This window comes from Pseudomonas sp. 32_A, from assembly GCF_017490905.1.
Taxonomy (GTDB): domain Bacteria; phylum Pseudomonadota; class Gammaproteobacteria; order Pseudomonadales; family Pseudomonadaceae; genus Aquipseudomonas; species Aquipseudomonas inefficax.
The window spans coordinates 1-21,003 of record NZ_JAFGYI010000036.1 but is presented as its reverse complement, the minus strand read 5'-3'; the positions used below and the strand labels follow the sequence as shown (position 1 = coordinate 21,003).

Genomic DNA, 21,003 nt, shown 5'->3' with positions numbered 1-21,003 from the left:
AATTGCACAATCCTTGAAATCTGTGTGGCCCCTTGTAGGAGCGGCCTTGTATCGCGAAAGGGCCGCACAGCGGCCCCAGACTTTCAGCCTCGCTGCAGATATCGCCGGGGCCGCTCAGCGGCCCTTTCGCGACACAAGGCCGCTCCTACAACTGACCGCGCCAGCCGATCAGGATGGCGCTGGCCCTCCCCCCTCCCAATGGCCTAGACTGCATCATTGCGTCAGTTCGCCCAAGGCCCTTGCATGTCCGACCCCCGCTATCAGATCGACGTCAGCGTCGTGACCCGCTACCTCAAAGAACAATCCGACCCCGAAAACAGTCGTTTCGCTTTCGCCTACACCATCACCGTGCAGAACAATGGCTCGCTCAAGGCCAAGCTGCTGTCGCGCCACTGGCTGATCACCAACGGTGACGGTGAGGTCGAGGAGGTGCGTGGCGCCGGCGTGGTCGGCCAGCAGCCCAATATCGACCCAGGCCAGAGCCATACCTATAGCAGCGGCGCGGTCATCAGCACCCGCGTGGGCACCATGCAGGGCAGCTACCAGATGTTCGCCGAAGACGGCAAACGCTTCGATGCCGAGATCGCCCCCTTCCGCCTGGCGGTGCCCGGGGCGCTGCACTGATGGCTACCTACGCCGTCGGTGACCTGCAGGGCTGCCTGCAACCACTCAAGTGCCTGCTCGAACGGGTCAAATTCAACCCCGCCGTCGATCGTCTATGGCTGGTCGGTGACCTGGTCAACCGCGGCCCCGAGTCGCTGGAAACCCTGCGCTTCCTTTATTCGATCCGCCAGTCGCTGGTGTGCGTGCTGGGCAACCATGACCTGCACCTGCTGGCCGCCTGGCACAATGTCGAACGCCTGAAGAAAAGCGACACACTGCGCGAAATCATCGAAGCGCCGGACGCCGACCAGCTGTTCCACTGGCTGCGCCAGCAAAAACTGCTGCATTACGACGAACCTCGTGGCATTGCCCTGGTTCACGCCGGCATTCCACCGCAATGGACCTTGGGCAAAGCCCTGGAGCTGGCCGCCGAGGTCGAGGAAGTGCTGCGCGACGACGAGCGCCTGAAACTGTACCTGGACGGCATGTACGGCAACGAGCCGAACAAGTGGAGCAAGAACCTCAGCGGTATCGAGCGCCTGCGGGTCATCACCAACTACCTCACGCGCATGCGCTTCTGCACCGCCGAGGGCAAGCTCGACCTCAAGAGCAAGGAAGGCCTGGATACCGCCCCCAAAGGCTACAAGCCGTGGTATGCACACAAGGGTCGCCGCTCACGCCACGTGAAAATCATCTTTGGCCACTGGGCCGCCCTGCAAGGGCAGGTCGACGAGCCTGGCATCATTGCCCTGGACACCGGTTGCGTGTGGGGCGGTGCCATGACCCTGTACAACGTCGACAGCGGCGAATACCACCGCTGTGACTGCAGCGACGACGGCAACTTACGCCTCCCCAGCCAAACGCCTACACTGAACGATCAAAACTGAAGGAAGCCGTACCCATGAGCGAATTCAAGCGCATCCCTCCCGATCAGGCCCTGGCCCTGCGCGCGCAAGGTGCGGTAGTCGTCGACATTCGCGACCCGCAGGCCTTTGCCGCCGGCCACATCACCGGTGCCAAGCATCTGGATAACCATTCGGTCGCCGAGTTCATCCGCAATGCCGACCTTGATGCCCCGACCCTGGTGGTGTGCTATCACGGCAATTCCAGCCAGAGCGCCGCGGCCTATCTGGTGAACCAGGGCTTCTCGGACGTATACAGCGTCGACGGCGGCTTTGAGCTGTGGCGCGCCACTTACCCGGCCGAGACTGCCCAAGGCACTGCCGAATAATTTTTTCATTTTTACTGCAGCCCGCGCCCCGTGCGGGCTTGCGGCTTATCTGACGAACGGTCGTTCGCAACTTCTCCGCCCCTCGCCCTTGACCTTGCGGATAACCAACTATTCTTAAGCGCAGGCCATCCAGAAAAAGGGGAGAGCCGGTACACCGGCGTGCGGGTCATCGGTAGCGTTACAGGGTGTTCTGGGGGGTATACAGCAGCCGGCAAACCCGGTTGCATGCCAGCATCAGCTGACTGATCCGGCGTCGTCTCCACGTATCGAGCGAGGTGACGTCATGAGTATTTTTAGCCACTTCCAACAACGTTTCGAGTCTACGCGCCAGGAAGAACTCTCGCTGCAGGAGTACCTCGAGCTGTGCAAAGAGGATCGCAGTGCCTACGCATCGGCGGCCGAACGGCTGTTGCTGGCCATCGGTGAGCCGGAGCTGATCGACACCTCAACCAACTCCAGACTGTCGCGAATCTTCTCCAACAAGGTTATCCGCCGCTATCCGGCCTTTGCCGACTTCCATGGCATGGAAGAGTGCATCGACCAGATCGTGTCCTACTTCCGCCACGCCGCTCAAGGCCTGGAGGAAAAGAAACAGATCCTCTACCTGCTGGGCCCGGTGGGCGGCGGCAAGTCGTCGCTGGCCGAAAAACTCAAGCAGCTGATGGAAAAGGTACCGTTTTACGCCATCAAGGGCTCGCCGGTATTCGAGTCGCCCCTGGGGCTGTTCAACGCCACCGAAGACGGGGCCATCCTCGAAGAAGAGTACGGCATCTCGCGGCGCTACCTGAACACCATCATGTCGCCCTGGGCCACCAAACGCCTGCAGGAGTTCGGCGGCGACATCAGCAAGTTCAAGGTGGTGAAACTGTACCCGTCGATTCTCAACCAGATCGCCATCGCCAAGACCGAACCCGGCGACGAGAACAACCAGGACATTTCGGCCCTGGTCGGCAAGGTCGATATCCGCAAGCTCGAAGAATTCCCGCAGAACGACGCCGACGCCTATGCCTATTCGGGTGCGCTGTGCCGGGCCAACCAAGGCCTGATGGAATTCGTCGAGATGTTCAAGGCCCCGATCAAGGTCCTGCACCCGCTGCTCACTGCCACCCAGGAAGGCAACTACAACAGTACCGAAGGCCTCGGCGCCATCCCCTACTCCGGGATCTTGCTGGCCCACTCCAACGAATCGGAGTGGCACACCTTCCGCAACAACAAGAACAACGAGGCGTTCATCGACCGGATCTACATCGTCAAGGTGCCGTACTGCCTGCGCGTCAGCGACGAAATCAAGATCTACGACAAGCTACTGATCAACAGCTCGCTGGCCAAGGCCCACTGCGCGCCAGACACGCTGAAGATGCTCGCCCAGTTCACCGTGCTGTCGCGCCTGAAAGAGCCGGAAAACTCCAACATCTATTCGAAGATGCGGGTGTACGACGGGGAAAACCTCAAGGACACCGATCCGAAGGCCAAGTCGATCCAGGAGTACCGCGATTCCGCCGGCGTCGACGAAGGCATGAACGGCCTGTCGACCCGCTTTGCGTTCAAGATCCTGTCCAAGGTGTTCAACTTCGACCCGCATGAAGTGGCCGCCAACCCGGTGCACCTGCTGTATGTGCTGGAGCAGCAGATCGAGCAGGAACAGTTCCCGGCCGAAGTGCGCGAACGCTACCTGCGCTACCTGAAGGAGTACCTGGCCCCACGCTACATCGAGTTCATCGGCAAGGAAATCCAGACCGCCTACCTGGAGTCCTACAGCGAATACGGCCAGAACATTTTCGACCGCTACGTGCTGTATGCCGATTTCTGGATCCAGGACCAGGAATACCGCGATCCGGAAACCGGCGAAATTCTCAACCGTATCGCCCTCAACGAAGAACTGGAGAAGATCGAGAAGCCGGCCGGCATCAGCAACCCGAAAGATTTCCGCAACGAAATCGTCAACTTCGTGCTGCGTGCCCGTGCCAACAACAACGGCAAGAATCCGAGCTGGCTGAGCTACGAAAAGCTGCGGGTGGTGATCGAGAAGAAAATGTTCTCCAACACCGAGGACCTGCTGCCGGTCATCAGCTTCAACGCCAAGGCAAGCAAGGAGGACCAACAGAAACACAACGACTTCGTCACGCGCATGGTGGAGCGTGGCTACACCGACAAACAGGTTCGTCTGCTGTCGGAATGGTACCTGCGGGTCAGGAAATCGCAATAAGGCGACAAGCTACCCACCGCGCGCCCAGGGCTGCTATGCCAGCCCTGGGCGGCGGCAGCTGCTTTGCTGCCATTGCTTGCAGCAGCTCGTAGCTTGAAGCGTGCAGCTGTTCCCAGCTACCGGAGGGACCATGAGCTACGTTATAGATCGACGCCTGAACGGCAAGAACAAGAGCACGGTGAACCGCCAGCGCTTCCTGCGGCGGTACCGCGAACATATCAAGAAAGCCGTCGAAGAGGCGGTAAGCCGCCGTTCCATCATGGACATGGAACATGGCGAGCAGATCAGCATCCCGGGGCGCGACATCGACGAACCGGTGCTGCACCATGGTCGCGGGGGCAAGCAGACCATCGTGCACCCAGGCAACAAGGAATTCACCGCCGGTGAACACATCCCCAGGCCACAGGGTGGCGGCGGTGGCGGCGGCCGTGGCAAGGCCGGCAATTCCGGCGAGGGCATGGACGACTTCGTCTTCCAGATCACCCAGGAAGAATTCCTCGAGTTCATGTTCGAGGACCTCGAGCTGCCCAACCTGGTCAAACGTCACCTGACCGGGGCCGACACCTTCAAGACCGTGCGCGCCGGTATCGCCAACGAAGGCAACCCGTCACGCATCAACATCGTGCGCACCCTGCGTTCGGCCCATGCCCGGCGCATCGCCCTGACCGGCAGCAGCCGCGCACTGCTGCGCGAAGCGCAGAAGGAACTCGCCCGCCTGAAGGTTGAGGAACCGGATAATTTCACCGATATCCAGGAAGTCGAACACGAGATCGAACGCCTGAAGGCACGTATCAATCGCCTGCCCTTCCTCGACACTTTCGACCTCAAGTACAACCTGCTGGTCAAGCAACCCAACCCCAGCTCCAAGGCGGTGATGTTCTGCCTGATGGACGTGTCCGGCTCGATGACCCAGGCCACCAAGGACATCGCCAAGCGCTTTTTCATCCTGCTGTACCTGTTCCTCAAGCGAAACTACGACCGCATCGAAGTGGTATTCATCCGCCACCACACCAGCGCCCGTGAAGTCGACGAGGAAGAATTCTTCTATTCGCGGGAAACCGGCGGCACCATCGTTTCCAGCGCGCTGAAGCTGATGCAGGAGGTCATGGCCGAACGCTACCCGGCCAGCGACTGGAACATCTACGCCGCCCAGGCTTCCGACGGCGACAATTGGAACGACGACTCGCCGATCTGCCGCGACATCCTGGCCAAGCAGATCATGCCGCATGTGCAGTACTACACTTACGTTGAAATCACTCCTCGTGAACACCAGGCGCTGTGGTACGAATACGAGCGCATAGGCGAAGCCTTCCCCGACACGTTCGCCCAGCAGCAGTTGGTATCGGCCGGCGATATCTACCCGGTCTTCCGTGAACTCTTCCAGCGCAGGTTAGCCACATGACCGCCAGAGCACAGAGACGCCAACCTATTTCCACCGGGTCCGAGTGGACGTTCGAACTGATCCAGACCTACGACCGGGAAATCAGCCGCCTGGCCGAGCGTTACGCCCTGGACACCTACCCCAACCAGATCGAGGTGATTACCGCCGAGCAGATGATGGACGCCTATGCCTCGGTCGGCATGCCGCTGGGTTATCACCATTGGTCCTACGGCAAGCAGTTCCTCAGCACGGAGAAGTCCTACAGCCGTGGCCAGATGGGCCTGGCCTACGAGATCGTGATCAACTCCGACCCGTGCATCGCCTACCTGATGGAAGAAAACACCATGTGCATGCAGGCACTGGTGATCGCCCATGCCTGCTACGGCCATAACAGTTTCTTCAAGGGCAACTACCTGTTCCGCACCTGGACCGACGCCAGCTCGATCATTGACTACCTGGTGTTCGCCAAGCAGTACATCGCCCAGTGCGAAGAGCGCCATGGCATCGATGCCGTGGAAGACCTGATCGACTCCTGTCATGCCCTGATGAACTACGGTGTCGACCGTTACAAGCGGCCTTATCCGATTTCCGCCGAAGAGGAGCGGCGGCGGCAGAAGGAGCGCGAGGAACACCTGCAGCGGCAGATCAATGACCTGTGGCGAACCATTCCGAAGAGCGCCGACAAGGGTAACGATCGAGATGATGCGCGCTTCCCCGCCGAACCGCAGGAAAACATCCTCTATTTCATCGAGAAGAACGCCCCGCTGCTGGAGCCCTGGCAGCGTGAAGTGGTGCGCATCGTGCGCAAGATCGCCCAGTATTTCTACCCGCAGCGCCAGACCCAGGTGATGAACGAAGGCTGGGCGACATTCTGGCACTACACGCTGATGAACGACCTGTATGACGAGGGGCTTATCACCGAAGGCTTCATGATGGAGTTCCTGCAGTCGCACACCAGCGTAGTGTTCCAGCCCGGCTTCGACAGCCCCTACTACAACGGCATCAACCCCTACGCACTGGGCTTTGCGATGTACACCGACATCCGCCGCATGTGCGAAAACCCGACCGAAGAAGATCGCCGCTGGTTCCCCGACATTGCCGGCAGTGACTGGCTTTCTACCATCAAGTTCGCCATGAGCAGCTTCAAGGACGAGAGCTTCATCCTGCAGTACCTGTCGCCAAAGGTCATGCGCGATCTCAAGCTGTTCAGCATCCTCGATGACGACCAGCGCGACGACCTGTATGTACCTGCCATCCACGACGAGGCCGGCTACCGGACCATTCGCGAACTACTGGCGGCGCAGTACAACCTGGGCAACCGCGAGCCAAACGTACAGATCTGGAGCGTCGACCGCCGCGGTGACCGCTCGCTGACCTTGCGTCACCAGCAACACAACCGCAAACCGCTGGGCGACTCGACCGAGGAAGTGCTCAAGCACCTGCACCGCCTGTGGGGCTTCGACATCCATCTGGAGACCGTCCAGGGCGAGCAGGTGATGAAGACGCACCATATGCCACCACGCGGCGAGCACGGCGAAAACGCCGATTACGGGCGCATGGACCTGGCGGTCATCCACCACCTCTGATGCTACCCCATGGCTGCCGACGGGTTATCCTGTCGGCAGTTATGGAGAGTTGCACATGCACATCTACAAAGTCGGCGGCGCGGTACGCGACCGCCTGCTCGGCCGCCCTGTCAGCGATATCGACTGGCTGGTGGTCGGCGCTAGCGTCGAAGAAATGCTTGCCAAAGGTTATCGCCCGGTCGGGGCTGATTTCCCGGTGTTCCTGCACCCGAAAACTGGCGAGGAATACGCCCTGGCGCGTACCGAACGCAAGAGCGGCCGCGGCTACGGCGGGTTCACGTTTCACGCCAGCCCAGATGTGACCTTGGAAGAAGACCTGATCCGCCGCGACCTCACGATCAATGCAATGGCCGAGGATGAAGCCGGCACGGTTTATGACCCGTACAACGGTCAGCAAGATCTCGATCAGCGCCTTTTGCGGCATGTTTCCCCGGCATTCGCCGAAGATCCATTGCGCGTGCTGCGTGTCGCGCGCTTTGCTGCCCGCTATGCACCGCTGGGTTTCAGGGTTGCCGACCAGACCCTGGAGTTGATGCGCCTGATCAGTGCCTCGGGCGAGTTGCAGGCACTGACCGCCGAGCGCAGCTGGAAAGAAATCGAGCGCGCGCTGATGGAGGCGCAGCCGCAGGTGTTCTTCCAGGTGCTGCGCGTTTGCGGGGCCTTGCCAGAGCTGCTGCCTGAGCTTGATGACGATACCCAGGGCCTGGCAGCGCTGGAGCAGGCCGCGCTGCACGAACAGGCTCTGCACGTGCGCTGGGCCTGCCTGTTGCACACGCTGCCCCCCGCCTCGATCAAGGCGGTTAACCAGCGCCTCAAGGCGCCGCGGGAATGCCAGGAACTGGCGTTGCTGACCGGTGAGTGCCTGGCGAAAGCTGGCCAGGCGCCGGAGTTGCCTGCCACGGCAGTGCTGGAGTTGTTGCACCAGTTCGATGTGTATCGACGGCCGCAGCGATTCGAGGACTTCCTGATCGTTTGCGAGATGACAGCACTGGGCGAGGGCAAATCGGTTTATCCACAGGCCGACTATCTGCGAGGGGCAGCAGCGGCGGCGCGGGCAGTGGATGTGAAGCCGTTGGTGCAGGCAGGGCTGACTGGCCAGGGCTTGGGTGAAGCGCTCAAAAGTGAGCGGCTGAAAGCGCTCGAGGCTTACAAGCTCGGTTGAACATACCGGCCCTTTCGCGGCTAAAGCCGCTCCCACAGGAACCGCGCATTTTCTGAACCTCGCACCTAAACCTGTGGGAGCGGCTTTAGCCGCGAAAGGGCCAGTACAGGCTCATGCTGGAGTCAGCTGCAGCCCCCGCCACTCGAAGGCAACCGGAGCCAACACCTGATCAATCCGCGCCTCCTGCCACAACTGCGCCATTGTCTTGCCTACCCCCGGATGCAACAACTCGGGCGCCAGCAGCGACAGCGGCCACAGCACAAAGGCGTTCTTCAGGATCTCGGCACGAGGCAACACCAGCCCATCGAAGGTGCCGTTCAAGTCGTCATACATCAGCACATCGATATCCAGCGGCAGCCCCTTGCGGTCCGGCGCATAGCGGCCATTGTCGGCCTCGATGAACTTCAACCGGCGGTCCAGTTCGATCAACGGCAACGCGGTCTGCCCGGTCACCACGAAGTTGATGAACGGCCCGCTCTTGATCCCCACCGCCTGGCTTTCGAACGCCGGCGAACAGCGCATGTCGGTCAGGATGCCCGCCAACGCATCGAGCCCGGCGCACAAGTGCACCTCGCGGTCGACATTGCTGCCAAGGCCCAGGTAAACCGTGCTCAGAGACATCCGCGCTCGATCTCCACGCCAACACCACCACGGGCCGCCGGCACCGCACCTGGCTTGGTCAGCTTCAACCGCACCCATGGGATGTGGAACTCCTCCATCAACGTCGCCACCAGGCGCTCGGCGAAGGTTTCCACCAGCTCGAAACGGGCCTGTTCGGCAAACGCCTGGATGCGCGCCGATACACTGGCATAGTCCAGCGCCAGGTTCAGGTCGTCACCGGCCGCAGCCGGGCGGTTGTCCCAGGCAAAGCTCAGGTCCAGGCGCAAGCACTGGCGAATATCCCGCTCCCAGTCATAGGCACCGATAACGGTATCGACTTCCAGGCCTTCGATGAACACTCTGTCCAAGCACTTCTCTCCACAGCACGACAAGGGCGACTGGCGCCGTTAGAATCAGGGCGTCCTCGCCCGGAATAGTTAGCATGTTTTGGTTACTGGCGTTGCTCGCCTACCTGCTCGGCTCGCTGTCCTTCGCCATCGTCCTCAGCCGCCTTACAGGCAGCCCGGACCCGCGTTCCAGCGGTTCAGGCAATGCCGGCGCCACCAACATGCTACGCCTGGCAGGCCGTAAACTGGCGATCCTGACCCTGCTTGGCGACCTGTGCAAGGGCCTGTTGCCGGTATTGCTCGCCCGCGGTACCGGGCTGGACCTGCACGCGCAGGCCTGGGTTGGCGTGTGCGCAGTGCTGGGCCACCTGTTCCCGCTGTACTTCCGCTTCCAGGGCGGCAAGGGCGTGGCAACAGCCGCCGGCATGCTCATGGCCCTGTACTTCCCGGCCGCGCTGCTGGCCATTGGCGCCTGGCTGCTGACCTTCTACCTCACCCGCACCAGTTCGCTGGCGGCGCTGATCGCCACACCCCTGACCCTGCCATTGCTGGCCTGGCGCGAGCCAGAGGCCCTGCTACCGATAACCGTGCTGACGGCGATGATCGTATGGCGCCACCGCAGCAACCTGCGCGACCTGTTCGCGGGCCGTGAACGGCACTTCTAACGCTCAAACCGGCGGCAGCTGCTCCATTGGCCAGCGTGCCTGCACGCTGATTGCCAAGTCCTGCTGCTGCCCGGCCAACAACCGCTGGCAGCCGGCATAGGCAATCATTGCGCCGTTGTCGGTGCAGAACTGCGGACGCGCGTAGTACACGTTGCCCTTGATGCTGCCGAGCATGTCCTCGAGGGACGCACGCAGGGCCTTGTTGGCGCTGACGCCACCGGCAATGACCAGGCGCTTGAGGCCGGTCTGCTTCAACGCCCGCTTGCACTTGATGGTCAAAGTCTCCACCACCGCCTGCTGGAATGCCAGGGACAGGTCGCAACGGGTTTGCTCACTGTCGTCGCCGGCATCGCGGCACTGCTGCCAGGTATTCAGGGCAAAGGTTTTCAGGCCGCTGAAGCTGAACTCCAGGCCCGGGCGGTCGGTCATCGGCCGCGGGAACACGAAGCGGCCGGGCACGCCGCGCTCGGCCAGGCGGGCGATTTCCGGGCCACCGGGGTAGTTCAGGCCGATCAGCTTGGCGGTCTTGTCGAACGCTTCGCCGGCAGCGTCGTCCAGGCTCTCGCCCAGCAGCTCGTAGTGACCGATGCCATCGACCCGCACCAGCTGGGTGTGGCCACCGGAAACCAACAAAGCGACGAACGGAAACTCCGGAGGGTTTTCTTCCAGCATGGGTGCCAGCAGGTGGCCTTCCATGTGGTGTACGCCAATAGCCGGAATGTCCCAGGCAAAGGCCAGCGCCTGGGCGCAGGAGGCCCCCACCAGCAGGGCACCGACCAGGCCAGGGCCCGCGGTGTAGGCGATGGCGTCGATCTCGGTGGCGACGCAGCCGGCCTCGTCCAGCACCTGGCGGATGAGCGGCAGCATGCGCTTGACGTGGTCACGCGAGGCAAGCTCCGGCACCACACCGCCGAACACGCGGTGCAGGTCGATCTGGCTGAACAGCGCGTCGGCCAACAAACCGCGCTCGCTGTCGTATAATGCGACGCCAGTTTCGTCGCAGGATGTTTCCAATCCCAGTACTAGCATGGGTTCGTCCCTTGTGGGGGCTGAATTCGAAGCCGCGCATGATAGTCCCCGTGTTGGATGCCGACCAGCGGTTTTCGATCAGAGGCTTTGCATTCCGGCTTGCTAAGGGTTAACATCCGCAACCCTTGAAAACCGACGTTCTCCAGCACACCTTTGTTTTGCCAGGAGCACGTCTACCCCGGTAATGAATTAAGGTAGCCCTGGATGCCAGCCGTCAAAGTTAAAGAGAACGAACCCTTCGACGTAGCTCTGCGTCGTTTCAAGCGCTCCTGCGAAAAAGCCGGTGTACTGGCTGAAGTTCGTAGCCGCGAGTTTTACGAGAAGCCGACCGCCGAGCGTAAGCGCAAAGCAGCTGCTGCTGTTAAGCGTCACGCCAAGAAAGTTCAGCGCGAACAGCGCCGCGCCGTTCGTCTGTACTAATACAGACGTTCTACGCAAAGCTTCTGCCCTGCCCGGCTAACCGCCGGGCGATGGCAGTGGCAGTTTCAAACTTGAGCAGCTAGCTCAAGGCCCTGCACGAGCGTCATGCGAACTGCACATGGGCAACCTGCCTGAAACGTCAGAGCTGGTCCTCCTTGTTGTATGACCAGACGTGCACGTCCGACTGACGGGCCCTCAGGGGCTGGCGACGAGCACACATTCCCTCGCACTTCCCCAAACGGCACTCGCCCCATTCGGCGCGTGAGCGATTAGACTTGCCAGTTGCCAGATGACGAGACTGCCATGGCCGGGCTGATTCCCCAGAGTTTCATTGACGACCTTATCAACCGCCTCGACATCGTCGATGTGGTGAGTTCGCGCGTCCAGCTGAAAAAAACCGGCAAGAACTACTCCGCATGCTGCCCGTTCCACAAGGAAAAGACCCCTTCCTTCACGGTCAGCCCCGACAAGCAGTTCTACTACTGCTTCGGTTGCGGCGCCGGCGGCAACGCCCTGGGTTTCGTCATGGACCACGACAACCTGGACTTCCCCCAGGCCGTCGAGGAACTGGCTCGCGCCGCCGGCATGGAAGTACCCCGCGAGCAAGGCCGCCGCGACCACAAGCCGCGCCAGCCAACTGATTCGCCGCTGTACCCGCTGCTGGACGCCGCCTCGGAGTTCTACCGCCAGGCCCTGCGCAGCCACCCGACCCGCAAGGCGGCGGTGGATTACCTCAAGGGCCGCGGCCTGTCCGGGGAGATCGCCCGTGACTTCGGCCTGGGTTTCGCCCCGCCAGGCTGGGACAACCTGCTCAAGCACCTGGGTGCCGACACCCTGCAGCAGAAGGTGATGATCGATGCCGGCTTGCTGATCGAGAACGCCGAAAGCGGCAAGCGCTACGACCGCTTCCGCGACCGGGTGATGTTCCCGATCCGCGACAGCCGCGGGCGCATCATCGCCTTCGGTGGCCGGGTGCTTGGCGACGACAAGCCCAAGTACCTGAACTCCCCGGAAACCCCGGTGTTCCACAAGGGCCAGGAACTGTATGGCCTGTACGAGGCGCGCAAGCACAACCGCAACCTTGACGAAATCATCGTCGTCGAAGGCTACATGGACGTCATCGCCCTGGCCCAGCAGGGCCTGCGCAACGCCGTGGCCACCCTCGGCACCGCCACCAGCGAAGAGCACCTCAAGCGCCTGTTCCGCGTGGTACCCAGCGTGCTGTTCTGCTTCGACGGCGACCAGGCCGGGCGCAAGGCCGCATGGCGCGCCCTGGAGTCGACCCTGTCGAACCTGCAGGACGGCCGCCGCGCGCGCTTCCTGTTCCTGCCCGAAGGCGAAGACCCGGACAGCCTGGTGCGCGCCGAAGGCACCGATGCCTTCATGGCCCGCATCAACCAGCACGCCCAGCCGCTGGCCGATTACTTCTTCGAGCAACTAGGCGTCGAAGCCGACCCGCGCTCGCTGGAAGGCAAGGCGCACATGGCGACCCTGGCCGCACCGCTGATCGAAAAGATCCCCGGTGCCAACCTGCGCCAGCTGATGCGCAACCGCCTGAAGGAAATCACCGGCCTCGACCCACAGCAGGTCGAACAACTGGCACAACACGCTCCGGCCACCAGCAGCGTGCCGGACTACGACCCTGGCTACGACTACGATGCCATGGCCAGTTACACCCCCGATTACGGCGACATGCCGCAGCACGACTTCGCCCCCGTTCATCAGGAACAGGAATGGAAGCCGAGCAAGGGCGCCGGCAAGAAGCAGTGGAGCGACAAACCCTGGGACAAGAACCGCAAGGGCGGCAAGCCATGGCAGCAACGCGACGAAGCGCCGCCGCGCGTGCCGGCCCCGGTCGAGCCGCCTACCCTGGCCGCCCTGCGCACCCTGCTGCACCACCCGCTGCTGGCCGGCAAGGTGGAGGATGCCAGCCACTTCGCCGACGAAGAACACCTCTACAGCCAGCTGTTGGTGGCACTGATCGAAGCCGCGCAGAAAAATCCTGGGCTAAGCTCAATGCAGCTGATCGCACGATGGCACGGCACCGAACAGGGGCGCCTGCTGCGGGCCCTGGCGGAAAAGGAATGGCTGATCGTTGCCGACAACCTTGAACAACAGTTTTTCGACACTATAACTAGCTTGTCCGCCCGCCAACGCGAGCGCAGCCTGGAACAACTGCTCAGGAAATCACGTCAAAGCGAATTGACCAGCGAGGAAAAAACCCAGCTCCTCGCCCTGCTGAGCCGGAATGTTCCCGCACAAACGCCGACCTCATCTGGCGCGTGAGGCCCATGCTCGGGTATAATCCTCGGCTTGTTTTTTGCCCGCCAAGACCTTCAGTGGATAGGGTGTTATGTCCGGAAAAGCGCAACAGCAGTCTCGTATCAAAGAGTTGATCACCCGCGGTCGTGAGCAGGGCTACCTGACTTACGCGGAGGTCAACGACCACCTGCCTGAGGATATTTCAGATCCTGAACAGGTGGAAGACATCATCCGCATGATCAACGACATGGGGATCAACGTATTCGAGAGTGCTCCGGATGCGGATGCCCTTCTGTTGGCGGAAGCCGACACCGACGAAGCCGCGGCCGAAGAAGCCGCTGCTGCGTTGGCGGCAGTTGAAACCGATATCGGCCGCACGACCGACCCGGTGCGCATGTACATGCGCGAAATGGGTACCGTCGAGCTGCTGACCCGCGAAGGCGAAATCGAAATCGCCAAGCGTATCGAGGAAGGCATTCGTGAAGTCATGGGCGCCATCGCCCACTTCCCGGGCACTGTCGACTACATTCTCGGCGAATATGACCGTGTCACCACCGAAGGTGGCCGTCTGTCCGACGTTCTCAGCGGTTACATCGACCCTGACGACAATATCGCCGCGCCGACCGAAGAAGTGCCGATCCCGGGCACCAAGGCCGCCGCCGCGAAGGAAGAGTCCGACGACGAAGAGGAAGAATCCGAAAGCGGTGACGACGAGGAAGAGGCCGAGAGCGGCCCGGACCCGGAAGTCGCGCGCCAGCGTTTCGGTGCGGTCAACGACCAGCTGCAGGCCACCAACAAGGTTCTGAAGAAAAACGGTCGTGCCCACAAGGAAAGCGTCGAGGCCCTGCAGGCCCTGGCTGACCTGTTCATGCCGATCAAGCTGGTACCGAAGCAGTTCGAGGTACTGGTAGAGCGTGTTCGTGACGCCTTGAACCGTCTGCGTCAGCAGGAACGCGCCATCATGCAGCTGTGCGTGCGTGACGCCCGCATGCCGCGTGCCGACTTCCTGCGCATGTTCCCGAGCAACGAAACCGACCAGACCTGGAGCGGTGACCTGGCCAAGCGCAACACCAAGTGGGCTGCCGCCCTGGGTGAAAAGGACGCTGCCATCGTCGCTTGCCAACAGAAGCTGATCGACCTTGAGACCGAAACCGGCCTGACCGTTGCCGAGATCAAGGAAATCAACCGTCGCATGTCGATCGGTGAAGCCAAGGCCCGCCGCGCCAAGAAAGAAATGGTCGAGGCGAACCTGCGTCTGGTTATCTCCATCGCCAAGAAGTACACCAACCGTGGCCTGCAGTTCCTCGACCTGATCCAGGAAGGCAACATCGGCTTGATGAAAGCGGTGGACAAGTTCGAATACCGTCGCGGCTACAAGTTCTCGACCTACGCCACCTGGTGGATTCGCCAGGCGATCACCCGTTCGATCGCCGACCAGGCACGCACCATCCGTATTCCGGTGCACATGATCGAGACGATCAACAAGCTCAACCGTATTTCCCGCCAGATGCTGCAAGAAATGGGTCGCGAACCGACCCCGGAAGAGCTGGGCGAGCGCATGGAAATGCCTGAGGACAAGATCCGTAAGGTACTGAAGATCGCCAAAGAGCCGATCTCCATGGAAACCCCGATCGGTGATGACGAAGATTCGCACCTGGGCGACTTCATCGAGGACTCGACCATGCAGTCCCCGATCGATGTGGCCACGGTCGAAAGCCTCAAGGAAGCCACCCGTGACGTGCTCTCGGGCCTGACCGCACGCGAAGCCAAGGTGCTGCGCATGCGTTTCGGTATCGACATGAACACCGACCACACCCTCGAAGAAGTAGGCAAGCAGTTCGATGTGACCCGCGAGCGGATCCGTCAGATCGAAGCGAAGGCGTTGCGCAAACTGCGCCACCCGACTCGCAGCGAGCATCTGCGCTCCTTCCTCGACGAGTGATGACAAAACCCCGGCCCAGGCCGGGGTTTTTCTTTCCACCTTGCACTGCCTGTTCTGGCGATGGGCTGCGCAGCAGCCCCTTTTACCCCTTCCGACAGCCAGAACACAAAGCCCGCCCTTCCACTGCACAGCTGCAGCAATGCCGGTCTACACTCGACTTCATACCATTTGAATGCGAGGCCGCTATGCACCCGATGCCGGCCATCCTGTTGCTGCTCCTGATTTTGTGGAACACAACGGCCGGCGCCCTGACCCTGACAGACGAGGAGAAAGCCTGGTTGGCTGCCCATCCGCAGCTGAGCCTGGGCGTAGACGCCTCTTGGCCACCGTTCGAGTTTCGCGACCAGGAGGGCCGGTACCAGGGATTGGCCGCCGATTACATCGCCACGATCCAGCAACGCCTGGGTGTGACGCTCAAACCGGTCGAACCCAGCAGCTGGACCGAGGTACTGGCGCAAGCCCGCGAAAGCCGCATCGACCTGCTGCCCGGCATCATGTCCACCCCCGAACGCCAAGGCTACCTGGCCTTCACCCGACCGTACCTCGACTTCCCCATCGTCATCCTCGCCCACAAAGGCGGCGCACAGCCGCGCAACCTGGACGACCTTTACGGCCTGAAGATTGCCGTGGTCGAAAACTATGCTCCGCACGAACTGCTGCGCACCCACCACCCAGACCTCAACCTGGTGGCCCTGCCCAACGTCAGTTCTACCCTGCAGGCCTTGGCCACCGATGAAGTGGATGCGGTGGTCGGCGACCTCGCTTCAAGCATCTGGAGCCTGCGCCAGCTCAAGCTCGACGGCCTCTACGTCAGCGGCGAAACGCCCTATCGCTACCAGCTGGCCATGGCCACCCCCCGCGACAAGAAGGAACTGGTCGGCATTCTCGACAAAGTGATAGCCGACATGAGCAGCGCCGAGGTCAGCCAGATCCAGCAACGCTGGGTGGGCAATGTGGTCGACCAACGCATGTTCTGGTCGGACCTGCTGGTATATGGCCTGCCCGCAGTGCTGGTATTGATGGCAGTGCTGGCAGTGGTCATCCGCATCAACCGCCGGCTCAGTTCGGAAATTTCCCGGCGGATCGCCCTGGAACAGGAACTGCGCAGCAGCGAGTACCACTATCGCAGCCTGGTAGAGAGCCTGTCCGCCATCGCCTGGGAGGCCGACGCCAACGACTTCACCTACAGCTACGTCTCGCCCCATGCCGAAGGCCTGCTCGGCTACCCACTGGCTGACTGGCTCAAACCCGGCTTCTGGCGCAGCATCCTGCACCCGGATGATGCGCTCTGGGCCCAGGCCTACTGCGACAGCGAAACGGCTGCCGGGCGCGACCACAGCCTCGACTACCGCGTGATCAGGGCCGATGGCCAGCCACTGTGGGTACGCAACATCGTCAGCATGATCGAGCATGGCCACCGGCCAGTGATGCGTGGCCTGATGATCGATATCAGCGAAACCAAGCGCACCGAGGACGCTCTGCGCCTGTCCGAGCAGAAGTTCGCCTCGGTGTTCCAGCAGTGCCCCGACATTCTGCTGATCGCCCGCCACAGCGACGGCTGCCTGCTGGAAGTGAACGAAGCCTTCGAAGAGCAGATTGGCCTCACCCCTGGCCAGGTAATCGGCCGCACCGCCACCGAGCTCAACCTGTGGGGCGTCGAAGGCACCGGCCCGCGGCTGCTCGAACGCCTGCACCAGGGCGGTATCCGCAACCTGGAAATGAGCTTCCGTCGCAGCAACGGCCAACTGTTCACCGGCCTGACCTCAGCCGAAACCTTCGAACTCGACGGCAACCTCGCGCTGGTGGTGGCTGTACGTGACATCAGCCAGCTCAAGGAAACCCAGGAGCAGTTGCAGACCTCCGAAGAAAAGTTCGCCAAGGCCTTCCACGCCTCGCCCGACGGCCTGCTGCTGTCGCGCCAGAGCGACGGCTTGCTGCTCGAAGTCAATGAAGGCTTCTGCCGCCTCACCGGCTATGACCTTAGCCCGACCCTCGACCAGACCTCGCTGGACCTGGGCATCTGGGTCGACCTCAACGAGCGCAAGCGCCTGGTCGAACAGCTCAACCGCGACGGTTTCGTTCGCGACTTCACCTGCCACCTGCGCCGCAGCGATGGGCAGATTCGCCTCTGCGAGCTCTCTGCACGGCCGCTGCCGATTGCTGGCGACGACTGCATGCTGACCATCGCCCGCGACATCACCGAGCGCCACTTGATGCAGGAAAAGCTGCAGCTGGCCGCCACAGTGTTCGAGAACACCGCCGAAGGTGTGCTGATCACCGACATCGACCAGCGCATCAGTGCCGTCAACCGCGCCTTCAGCGAAATCACCGGTTACAGCGAGATCGAAGCCCTCGGCCAGACCCCGCGCCTGCTCGCTTCCGGCCAGCACGACAGCGCGTTCTATGTCGCCATGTGGCACCAGCTGACCGATGAGGGCCACTGGCAAGGCGAGATCTACAACAAACGCAAGAACGGCGAGCTGTACCCCGGCTGGCTGACCATCAGCGCCGTGCGCAACAGAGAGCGCGAAATCACCCATTTCGTCGCCGTGTTCGCCGACATTTCCAGCCTCAAGCACGCCCAGGCCAAGCTCGACTACCAAGCCCACCACGACCCGCTGACCGGCCTGCCCAACCGCGCCCTGTTCGAGAACCGCCTGCAGGCCGCACTCACCTGCTCGCAGCTGTCCAACCGCAAGGGCGCGGTGCTGTTCCTTGACCTGGACCGTTTCAAGCACATCAATGACAGCCTCGGTCACCCGGTCGGCGACCTGCTGCTCAAAGGCATCGCCCAACGCCTGAAGGAGCAGGTGCGTGATGTCGACACCGTGGCCCGCCTGGGTGGCGACGAGTTCATCATCCTGCTGCCCGGCCTGCACAAACCCAGCGACGCCAGCGCCATTGCCAACAAGCTGCTGACCTGCTTCAACGCGCCGTTCCAGGCCGGCGAGCACGAGTTCTTCACCAGCGCCAGCATCGGCATCAGCCTTTATCCACAGGACGGCACCGACGTTGCCACACTGATTCGCAACGCCGACGCCGCCATGTACCGCTCCAAGGCCAAGGGCCGCAACCGCGTCGAAACCTACACCCTCGACCTCACCGCCCAAGCCAGCGAACGCATCGCCCTGGAGCACGAACTGCGCCGCGCCATCGAACGCAACGAACTGAGCCTGTGCTTCCAGCCCAAGCTCAGCCTCAAGACCCAAAGCCTGGTCGGCGCCGAAGCACTGATCCGCTGGAGCCACCCGAGCTTTGGTGAAGTGCCGCCAGAGCACTTCATCCACCTGGCTGAAGAGAACGGCACCATCCTCCAGATCGGCGACTGGGTACTGGAACAGGCCTGCCGGCAGATGCAGGCCTGGAAGCTGCACTACGAACCGTTCGGCCCATTGTCGATCAACCTCGCCGGCGCCCAGCTGCGCCAACCTCACCTCGCCCGGCGCATCGAACAGTTGCTGAAGCACTACCAGCTCAAGGCCGGCGACCTGCAGCTGGAAATCACCGAAAACTTCATCATGAGCCAGGCAGAGGAAGCCCTGGCCGTGCTGTACCAGCTGAAGAAACTGGGCGTGCAACTGGCCATCGACGACTTCGGCACCGGTTATTCATCGCTGAGCTACCTCAAGCGCCTGCCGCTGGACATCCTCAAGATCGACAAGTCGTTCATCCGCGGCCTGCCCGACGACCCCCACGACGCCGCCATCGCCCGAGCGATCATCGCCCTGGGCCGCAGCATGCAGTTGACCATCATTGCCGAGGGTGTGGAAAACCAGGCCCAGCAACGGTTCCTGGCGGCTGAAGGCTGTGAGCAGATCCAGGGCTACATCGTCAGCCTGCCCCTGCCGCCGGAGGAGTTCCCGGCGACGTTTCTTCGCATAGCACTATCGGATCTTTCAGATGGCACTGGTGCGAAACCCTCGTTATAATCCGGCGACTTACTGAGGGCCTATAGCTCAGTTGGTTAGAGCAGAGGACTCATAATCCTTTGGTCCACGGTTCGAGTCCGTGTGGGCCCACCAGAAAACTCAAAGGCCTACGTTGCAGAACGTAGGCCTTTTTCTTTTCGGCAGTTCTGCCGGATGAAAAAGCTACGGCTGATGTTTACATCCTGGGCCAGGCCGCCGCGGTAGCTGTAGGAGCGGCCTTGTGTCGCGAAAGGGCCGCAAAGCGGCCCCAGCAATATCTGCATCGACGCTGAAATCCTGAGGCCGCTTTGCGGCCCTTTCGCGACACAAGGCCGCTCCTACAAAGGGACCGCGGTAGCGCGGCCAGCTGTGACTGCCCTTGCTCTGGCCTGCACTGGCTGGCTAGGCTAGCAGGCCAACCGTAGAGACTCGCCATGTCGGACTCCCGCTCCATCACGCTGGATGAAATCGATCGCCAGCTGATCGCCCTGCTGCAGATCAACGCCCGCGAAAGCGTCGCCACCCTCGCCCGCCAGTTGGGCATCGCCCGCACCACCGTGAACTCGCGCCTTGAACGGCTGGAGAAGAACAAGGTCATCTCCGGCTATGGCGTGCGCCTGGGCCAGCGGGTGCTGGGCGGTGGGCTGCAGGCGTATGTGGGGATCAAGGTGCAGCCGCGCTCGGGCAAGGAGGTGGTGCGGCGCCTGAGTGCGATGGGCCAGGTGCAGCAGTTGTGCGCCGTGAGCGGTGAGTTCGACTATGTGGCCTGGCTGCGTACGGATTCGCCCGAGCAACTGGACCAGTTGCTCGATCAGATCGGCAGTGTCGACGGGGTGGAGAAGACCACCACATCGATCATTCTCAGCAGCAAGGTGGACCGCGGGCAGCCGCTCTGAACCTGGCTGGCGGTCAGGCTTCCTGGCCGTCGAGCAGGCTTTCCAGAATCGCCGAAAGGCTTTCGGCGGAATGCTGCATCGACCAGACGATGTCGCGGCTGCGTTCGGGGGCGTGATGCTGGGCGTAGTCGGTGGCGATCTGATCGAGGCCACGGGCCAGCAGGCAGGCGTGGACCAAGGCGTCTGCGGCGTCGATGCCGGGGCGGACGGCGAATAATGGCGGGTGGCTGGATTCGCAGTTGCAGAAGGTTTTTTCTGCGGTGGGTTTAAGCTTTTCGGGTTGGTTGGAATCAGTCTTCTTCATGATGCAATTTCCAAATTGAGTCTTGAGGAAACCGCTCACCAACTCCTTCTCACGGGAAATGGGTGGCAGCCATGCACGGGGTGAGAACCGGCCAACTTGGAAATCCGGCCAGGCGAAAGCCTGCCCGCGACGGCTGCCATGACATAAGCCTTGGTACGAAGTTGGAGATGGGTTCTCACACCCAGTCGCCCGAACAGCGGCGACCCAGTGAAGTTAACAATGAGGCTTTTCCCACGCAGCCAGACCGAGGCTATAGCGGGCGTAGGGTAATTCTTTAATTCCCGCCATGGGTGTAGGAATTTGCTGATCATCCACGATCCCAAGCACAACACAGCCTGCGGATTCCACGCGCATTTGGACACCCATTCCACGAACACTTGGACAGCGATTCCACGCTGACTTGGACACTCATTCCACGAGCACTTGGACAGTGATTTCTCACTGATCCGACCCTCACTCAG

The 21,003-nt window shown here is 61.7% G+C and carries 17 protein-coding genes and 1 tRNA gene; 14 read left to right on the top strand and 4 right to left on the bottom strand.

The features are described 5' to 3' along the window. Window positions 1-243 precede the first annotated feature (243 nt). The 7 genes from apaG to J5M58_RS19810 all read left to right on the top strand — a co-directional run bounded on the left by apaG (window position 244) and on the right by J5M58_RS19810 (window position 8,169). On the top strand, window positions 244-624 hold the full coding sequence (gene apaG / locus J5M58_RS19840) for a Co2+/Mg2+ efflux protein ApaG (protein ID WP_012270198.1): 381 nt from the start codon (window positions 244-246) through the stop codon (window positions 622-624). After that, the gene (locus J5M58_RS19835; protein ID WP_207879284.1) at window positions 624-1,490 is read left to right on the top strand and encodes a symmetrical bis(5'-nucleosyl)-tetraphosphatase; all 867 of its coding nucleotides are present in this window, start codon (window positions 624-626) and stop codon (window positions 1,488-1,490) included. The genes apaG and J5M58_RS19835 overlap by 1 nt, the downstream gene beginning before the upstream one ends. A gap of 14 nt (window positions 1,491-1,504) precedes the next feature. Then, on the top strand, window positions 1,505-1,834 hold the full coding sequence (gene glpE, locus J5M58_RS19830; protein ID WP_112251542.1) for a thiosulfate sulfurtransferase GlpE: 330 nt from the start codon (window positions 1,505-1,507) through the stop codon (window positions 1,832-1,834). A 283-nt stretch (window positions 1,835-2,117) separates the two neighbouring features. After that, entirely contained in the window at window positions 2,118-4,040 is a 1,923-nt protein-coding gene (locus J5M58_RS19825; RefSeq protein ID WP_112251540.1) for a PrkA family serine protein kinase, read from the top strand. 130 nt (window positions 4,041-4,170) lie between these two features. Beyond that, a complete protein-coding gene (locus J5M58_RS19820) occupies window positions 4,171-5,442 on the top strand; it encodes a YeaH/YhbH family protein (RefSeq protein ID WP_112251538.1) in 1,272 nt (423 codons plus the stop codon). Then, complete coding sequence (locus J5M58_RS19815; RefSeq protein ID WP_112251536.1) at window positions 5,439-7,007, top strand: SpoVR family protein; 1,569 nt, start codon at window positions 5,439-5,441, stop codon at window positions 7,005-7,007. Before J5M58_RS19820 ends, J5M58_RS19815 begins: the two co-directional genes overlap by 4 nt. A gap of 55 nt (window positions 7,008-7,062) precedes the next feature. Continuing rightward, a complete protein-coding gene (locus J5M58_RS19810; protein WP_112251534.1) occupies window positions 7,063-8,169 on the top strand; it encodes a multifunctional CCA addition/repair protein in 1,107 nt (368 codons plus the stop codon). A gap of 111 nt (window positions 8,170-8,280) precedes the next feature. On the opposite strand, the gene folK is transcribed toward J5M58_RS19810, so the two are convergent. Both folK and folB read right to left on the bottom strand, forming a co-directional pair. Next, a complete protein-coding gene (gene folK, locus J5M58_RS19805; RefSeq protein ID WP_112251532.1) occupies window positions 8,281-8,790 on the bottom strand; it encodes a 2-amino-4-hydroxy-6-hydroxymethyldihydropteridine diphosphokinase in 510 nt (169 codons plus the stop codon). Then, complete coding sequence (gene folB / locus J5M58_RS19800) at window positions 8,781-9,137, bottom strand: dihydroneopterin aldolase (protein ID WP_004375185.1); 357 nt, start codon at window positions 9,135-9,137, stop codon at window positions 8,781-8,783. Before folB ends, folK begins: the two co-directional genes overlap by 10 nt. Before the next feature lie 74 nt (window positions 9,138-9,211). Between folB and plsY the strand changes: the two genes are divergently transcribed. Beyond that, the gene (gene plsY, locus J5M58_RS19795) at window positions 9,212-9,781 is read left to right on the top strand and encodes a glycerol-3-phosphate 1-O-acyltransferase PlsY (protein WP_112251528.1); all 570 of its coding nucleotides are present in this window, start codon (window positions 9,212-9,214) and stop codon (window positions 9,779-9,781) included. Between the two features lie 3 nt (window positions 9,782-9,784). On the opposite strand, the gene tsaD is transcribed toward plsY, so the two are convergent. Continuing rightward, window positions 9,785-10,810, bottom strand: a complete 1,026-nt coding sequence (tsaD, locus tag J5M58_RS19790; protein ID WP_112251526.1) for a tRNA (adenosine(37)-N6)-threonylcarbamoyltransferase complex transferase subunit TsaD — start codon at window positions 10,808-10,810, stop codon at window positions 9,785-9,787. Window positions 10,811-11,014: 204 nt separating this feature from the next. Between tsaD and rpsU the strand changes: the two genes are divergently transcribed. The 6 genes from rpsU to J5M58_RS19760 all read left to right on the top strand — a co-directional run bounded on the left by rpsU (window position 11,015) and on the right by J5M58_RS19760 (window position 20,238). Then, window positions 11,015-11,230, top strand: coding sequence for a 30S ribosomal protein S21 (gene rpsU, locus J5M58_RS19785; RefSeq protein ID WP_003255575.1), 216 nt, complete (start codon window positions 11,015-11,017; stop codon window positions 11,228-11,230). 303 nt (window positions 11,231-11,533) lie between these two features. After that, the gene (dnaG, locus tag J5M58_RS19780) at window positions 11,534-13,516 is read left to right on the top strand and encodes a DNA primase (protein ID WP_207879282.1); all 1,983 of its coding nucleotides are present in this window, start codon (window positions 11,534-11,536) and stop codon (window positions 13,514-13,516) included. A 67-nt stretch (window positions 13,517-13,583) separates the two neighbouring features. Next, window positions 13,584-15,434: an RNA polymerase sigma factor RpoD gene (gene rpoD / locus J5M58_RS19775; RefSeq protein WP_207879280.1), complete on the top strand. Its 1,851-nt coding sequence runs from the start codon at window positions 13,584-13,586 to the stop codon at window positions 15,432-15,434. A gap of 185 nt (window positions 15,435-15,619) precedes the next feature. Beyond that, on the top strand, window positions 15,620-19,363 hold the full coding sequence (locus tag J5M58_RS19770; protein WP_207879277.1) for a bifunctional diguanylate cyclase/phosphodiesterase: 3,744 nt from the start codon (window positions 15,620-15,622) through the stop codon (window positions 19,361-19,363). A 16-nt stretch (window positions 19,364-19,379) separates the two neighbouring features. Next, window positions 19,380-19,456 (top strand) — tRNA-Ile (locus J5M58_RS19765). 320 nt (window positions 19,457-19,776) lie between these two features. After that, window positions 19,777-20,238, top strand: coding sequence for an Lrp/AsnC family transcriptional regulator (locus tag J5M58_RS19760; protein WP_112251518.1), 462 nt, complete (start codon window positions 19,777-19,779; stop codon window positions 20,236-20,238). A 13-nt stretch (window positions 20,239-20,251) separates the two neighbouring features. Here the strand turns inward: J5M58_RS19760 and J5M58_RS19755 are convergent, their stop codons facing one another. Continuing rightward, a complete protein-coding gene (locus J5M58_RS19755; protein WP_207879274.1) occupies window positions 20,252-20,542 on the bottom strand; it encodes a hypothetical protein in 291 nt (96 codons plus the stop codon). Between the last annotated feature and the right edge of the window lie 461 nt (window positions 20,543-21,003).

What these genes read in the sequence shown, in the direction of transcription:
- J5M58_RS19835 (WP_207879284.1), top strand. Translation starts at nt 624, where the DNA reads ATGGCTACCTACGCCGTCGGTGACCTGCAGGGCTGCCTGCAACCACTC.
- J5M58_RS19770 (WP_207879277.1), top strand. Translation starts at nt 15,620, where the DNA reads ATGCACCCGATGCCGGCCATCCTGTTGCTGCTCCTGATTTTGTGGAAC.
- dnaG (WP_207879282.1), top strand. Translation starts at nt 11,534, where the DNA reads ATGGCCGGGCTGATTCCCCAGAGTTTCATTGACGACCTTATCAACCGC.
- rpoD (WP_207879280.1), top strand. Translation starts at nt 13,584, where the DNA reads ATGTCCGGAAAAGCGCAACAGCAGTCTCGTATCAAAGAGTTGATCACC.
- J5M58_RS19820 (WP_112251538.1), top strand. Translation starts at nt 4,171, where the DNA reads ATGAGCTACGTTATAGATCGACGCCTGAACGGCAAGAACAAGAGCACG.
- J5M58_RS19810 (WP_112251534.1), top strand. Translation starts at nt 7,063, where the DNA reads ATGCACATCTACAAAGTCGGCGGCGCGGTACGCGACCGCCTGCTCGGC.
- tsaD (WP_112251526.1), bottom strand. Translation starts at nt 10,810, where the DNA reads ATGCTAGTACTGGGATTGGAAACATCCTGCGACGAAACTGGCGTCGCA.
- J5M58_RS19825 (WP_112251540.1), top strand. Translation starts at nt 2,118, where the DNA reads ATGAGTATTTTTAGCCACTTCCAACAACGTTTCGAGTCTACGCGCCAG.
- apaG (WP_012270198.1), top strand. Translation starts at nt 244, where the DNA reads ATGTCCGACCCCCGCTATCAGATCGACGTCAGCGTCGTGACCCGCTAC.
- glpE (WP_112251542.1), top strand. Translation starts at nt 1,505, where the DNA reads ATGAGCGAATTCAAGCGCATCCCTCCCGATCAGGCCCTGGCCCTGCGC.
- J5M58_RS19760 (WP_112251518.1), top strand. Translation starts at nt 19,777, where the DNA reads ATGTCGGACTCCCGCTCCATCACGCTGGATGAAATCGATCGCCAGCTG.
- J5M58_RS19755 (WP_207879274.1), bottom strand. Translation starts at nt 20,542, where the DNA reads ATGAAGAAGACTGATTCCAACCAACCCGAAAAGCTTAAACCCACCGCA.
- folK (WP_112251532.1), bottom strand. Translation starts at nt 8,790, where the DNA reads ATGTCTCTGAGCACGGTTTACCTGGGCCTTGGCAGCAATGTCGACCGC.
- J5M58_RS19815 (WP_112251536.1), top strand. Translation starts at nt 5,439, where the DNA reads ATGACCGCCAGAGCACAGAGACGCCAACCTATTTCCACCGGGTCCGAG.
- plsY (WP_112251528.1), top strand. Translation starts at nt 9,212, where the DNA reads ATGTTTTGGTTACTGGCGTTGCTCGCCTACCTGCTCGGCTCGCTGTCC.
- rpsU (WP_003255575.1), top strand. Translation starts at nt 11,015, where the DNA reads ATGCCAGCCGTCAAAGTTAAAGAGAACGAACCCTTCGACGTAGCTCTG.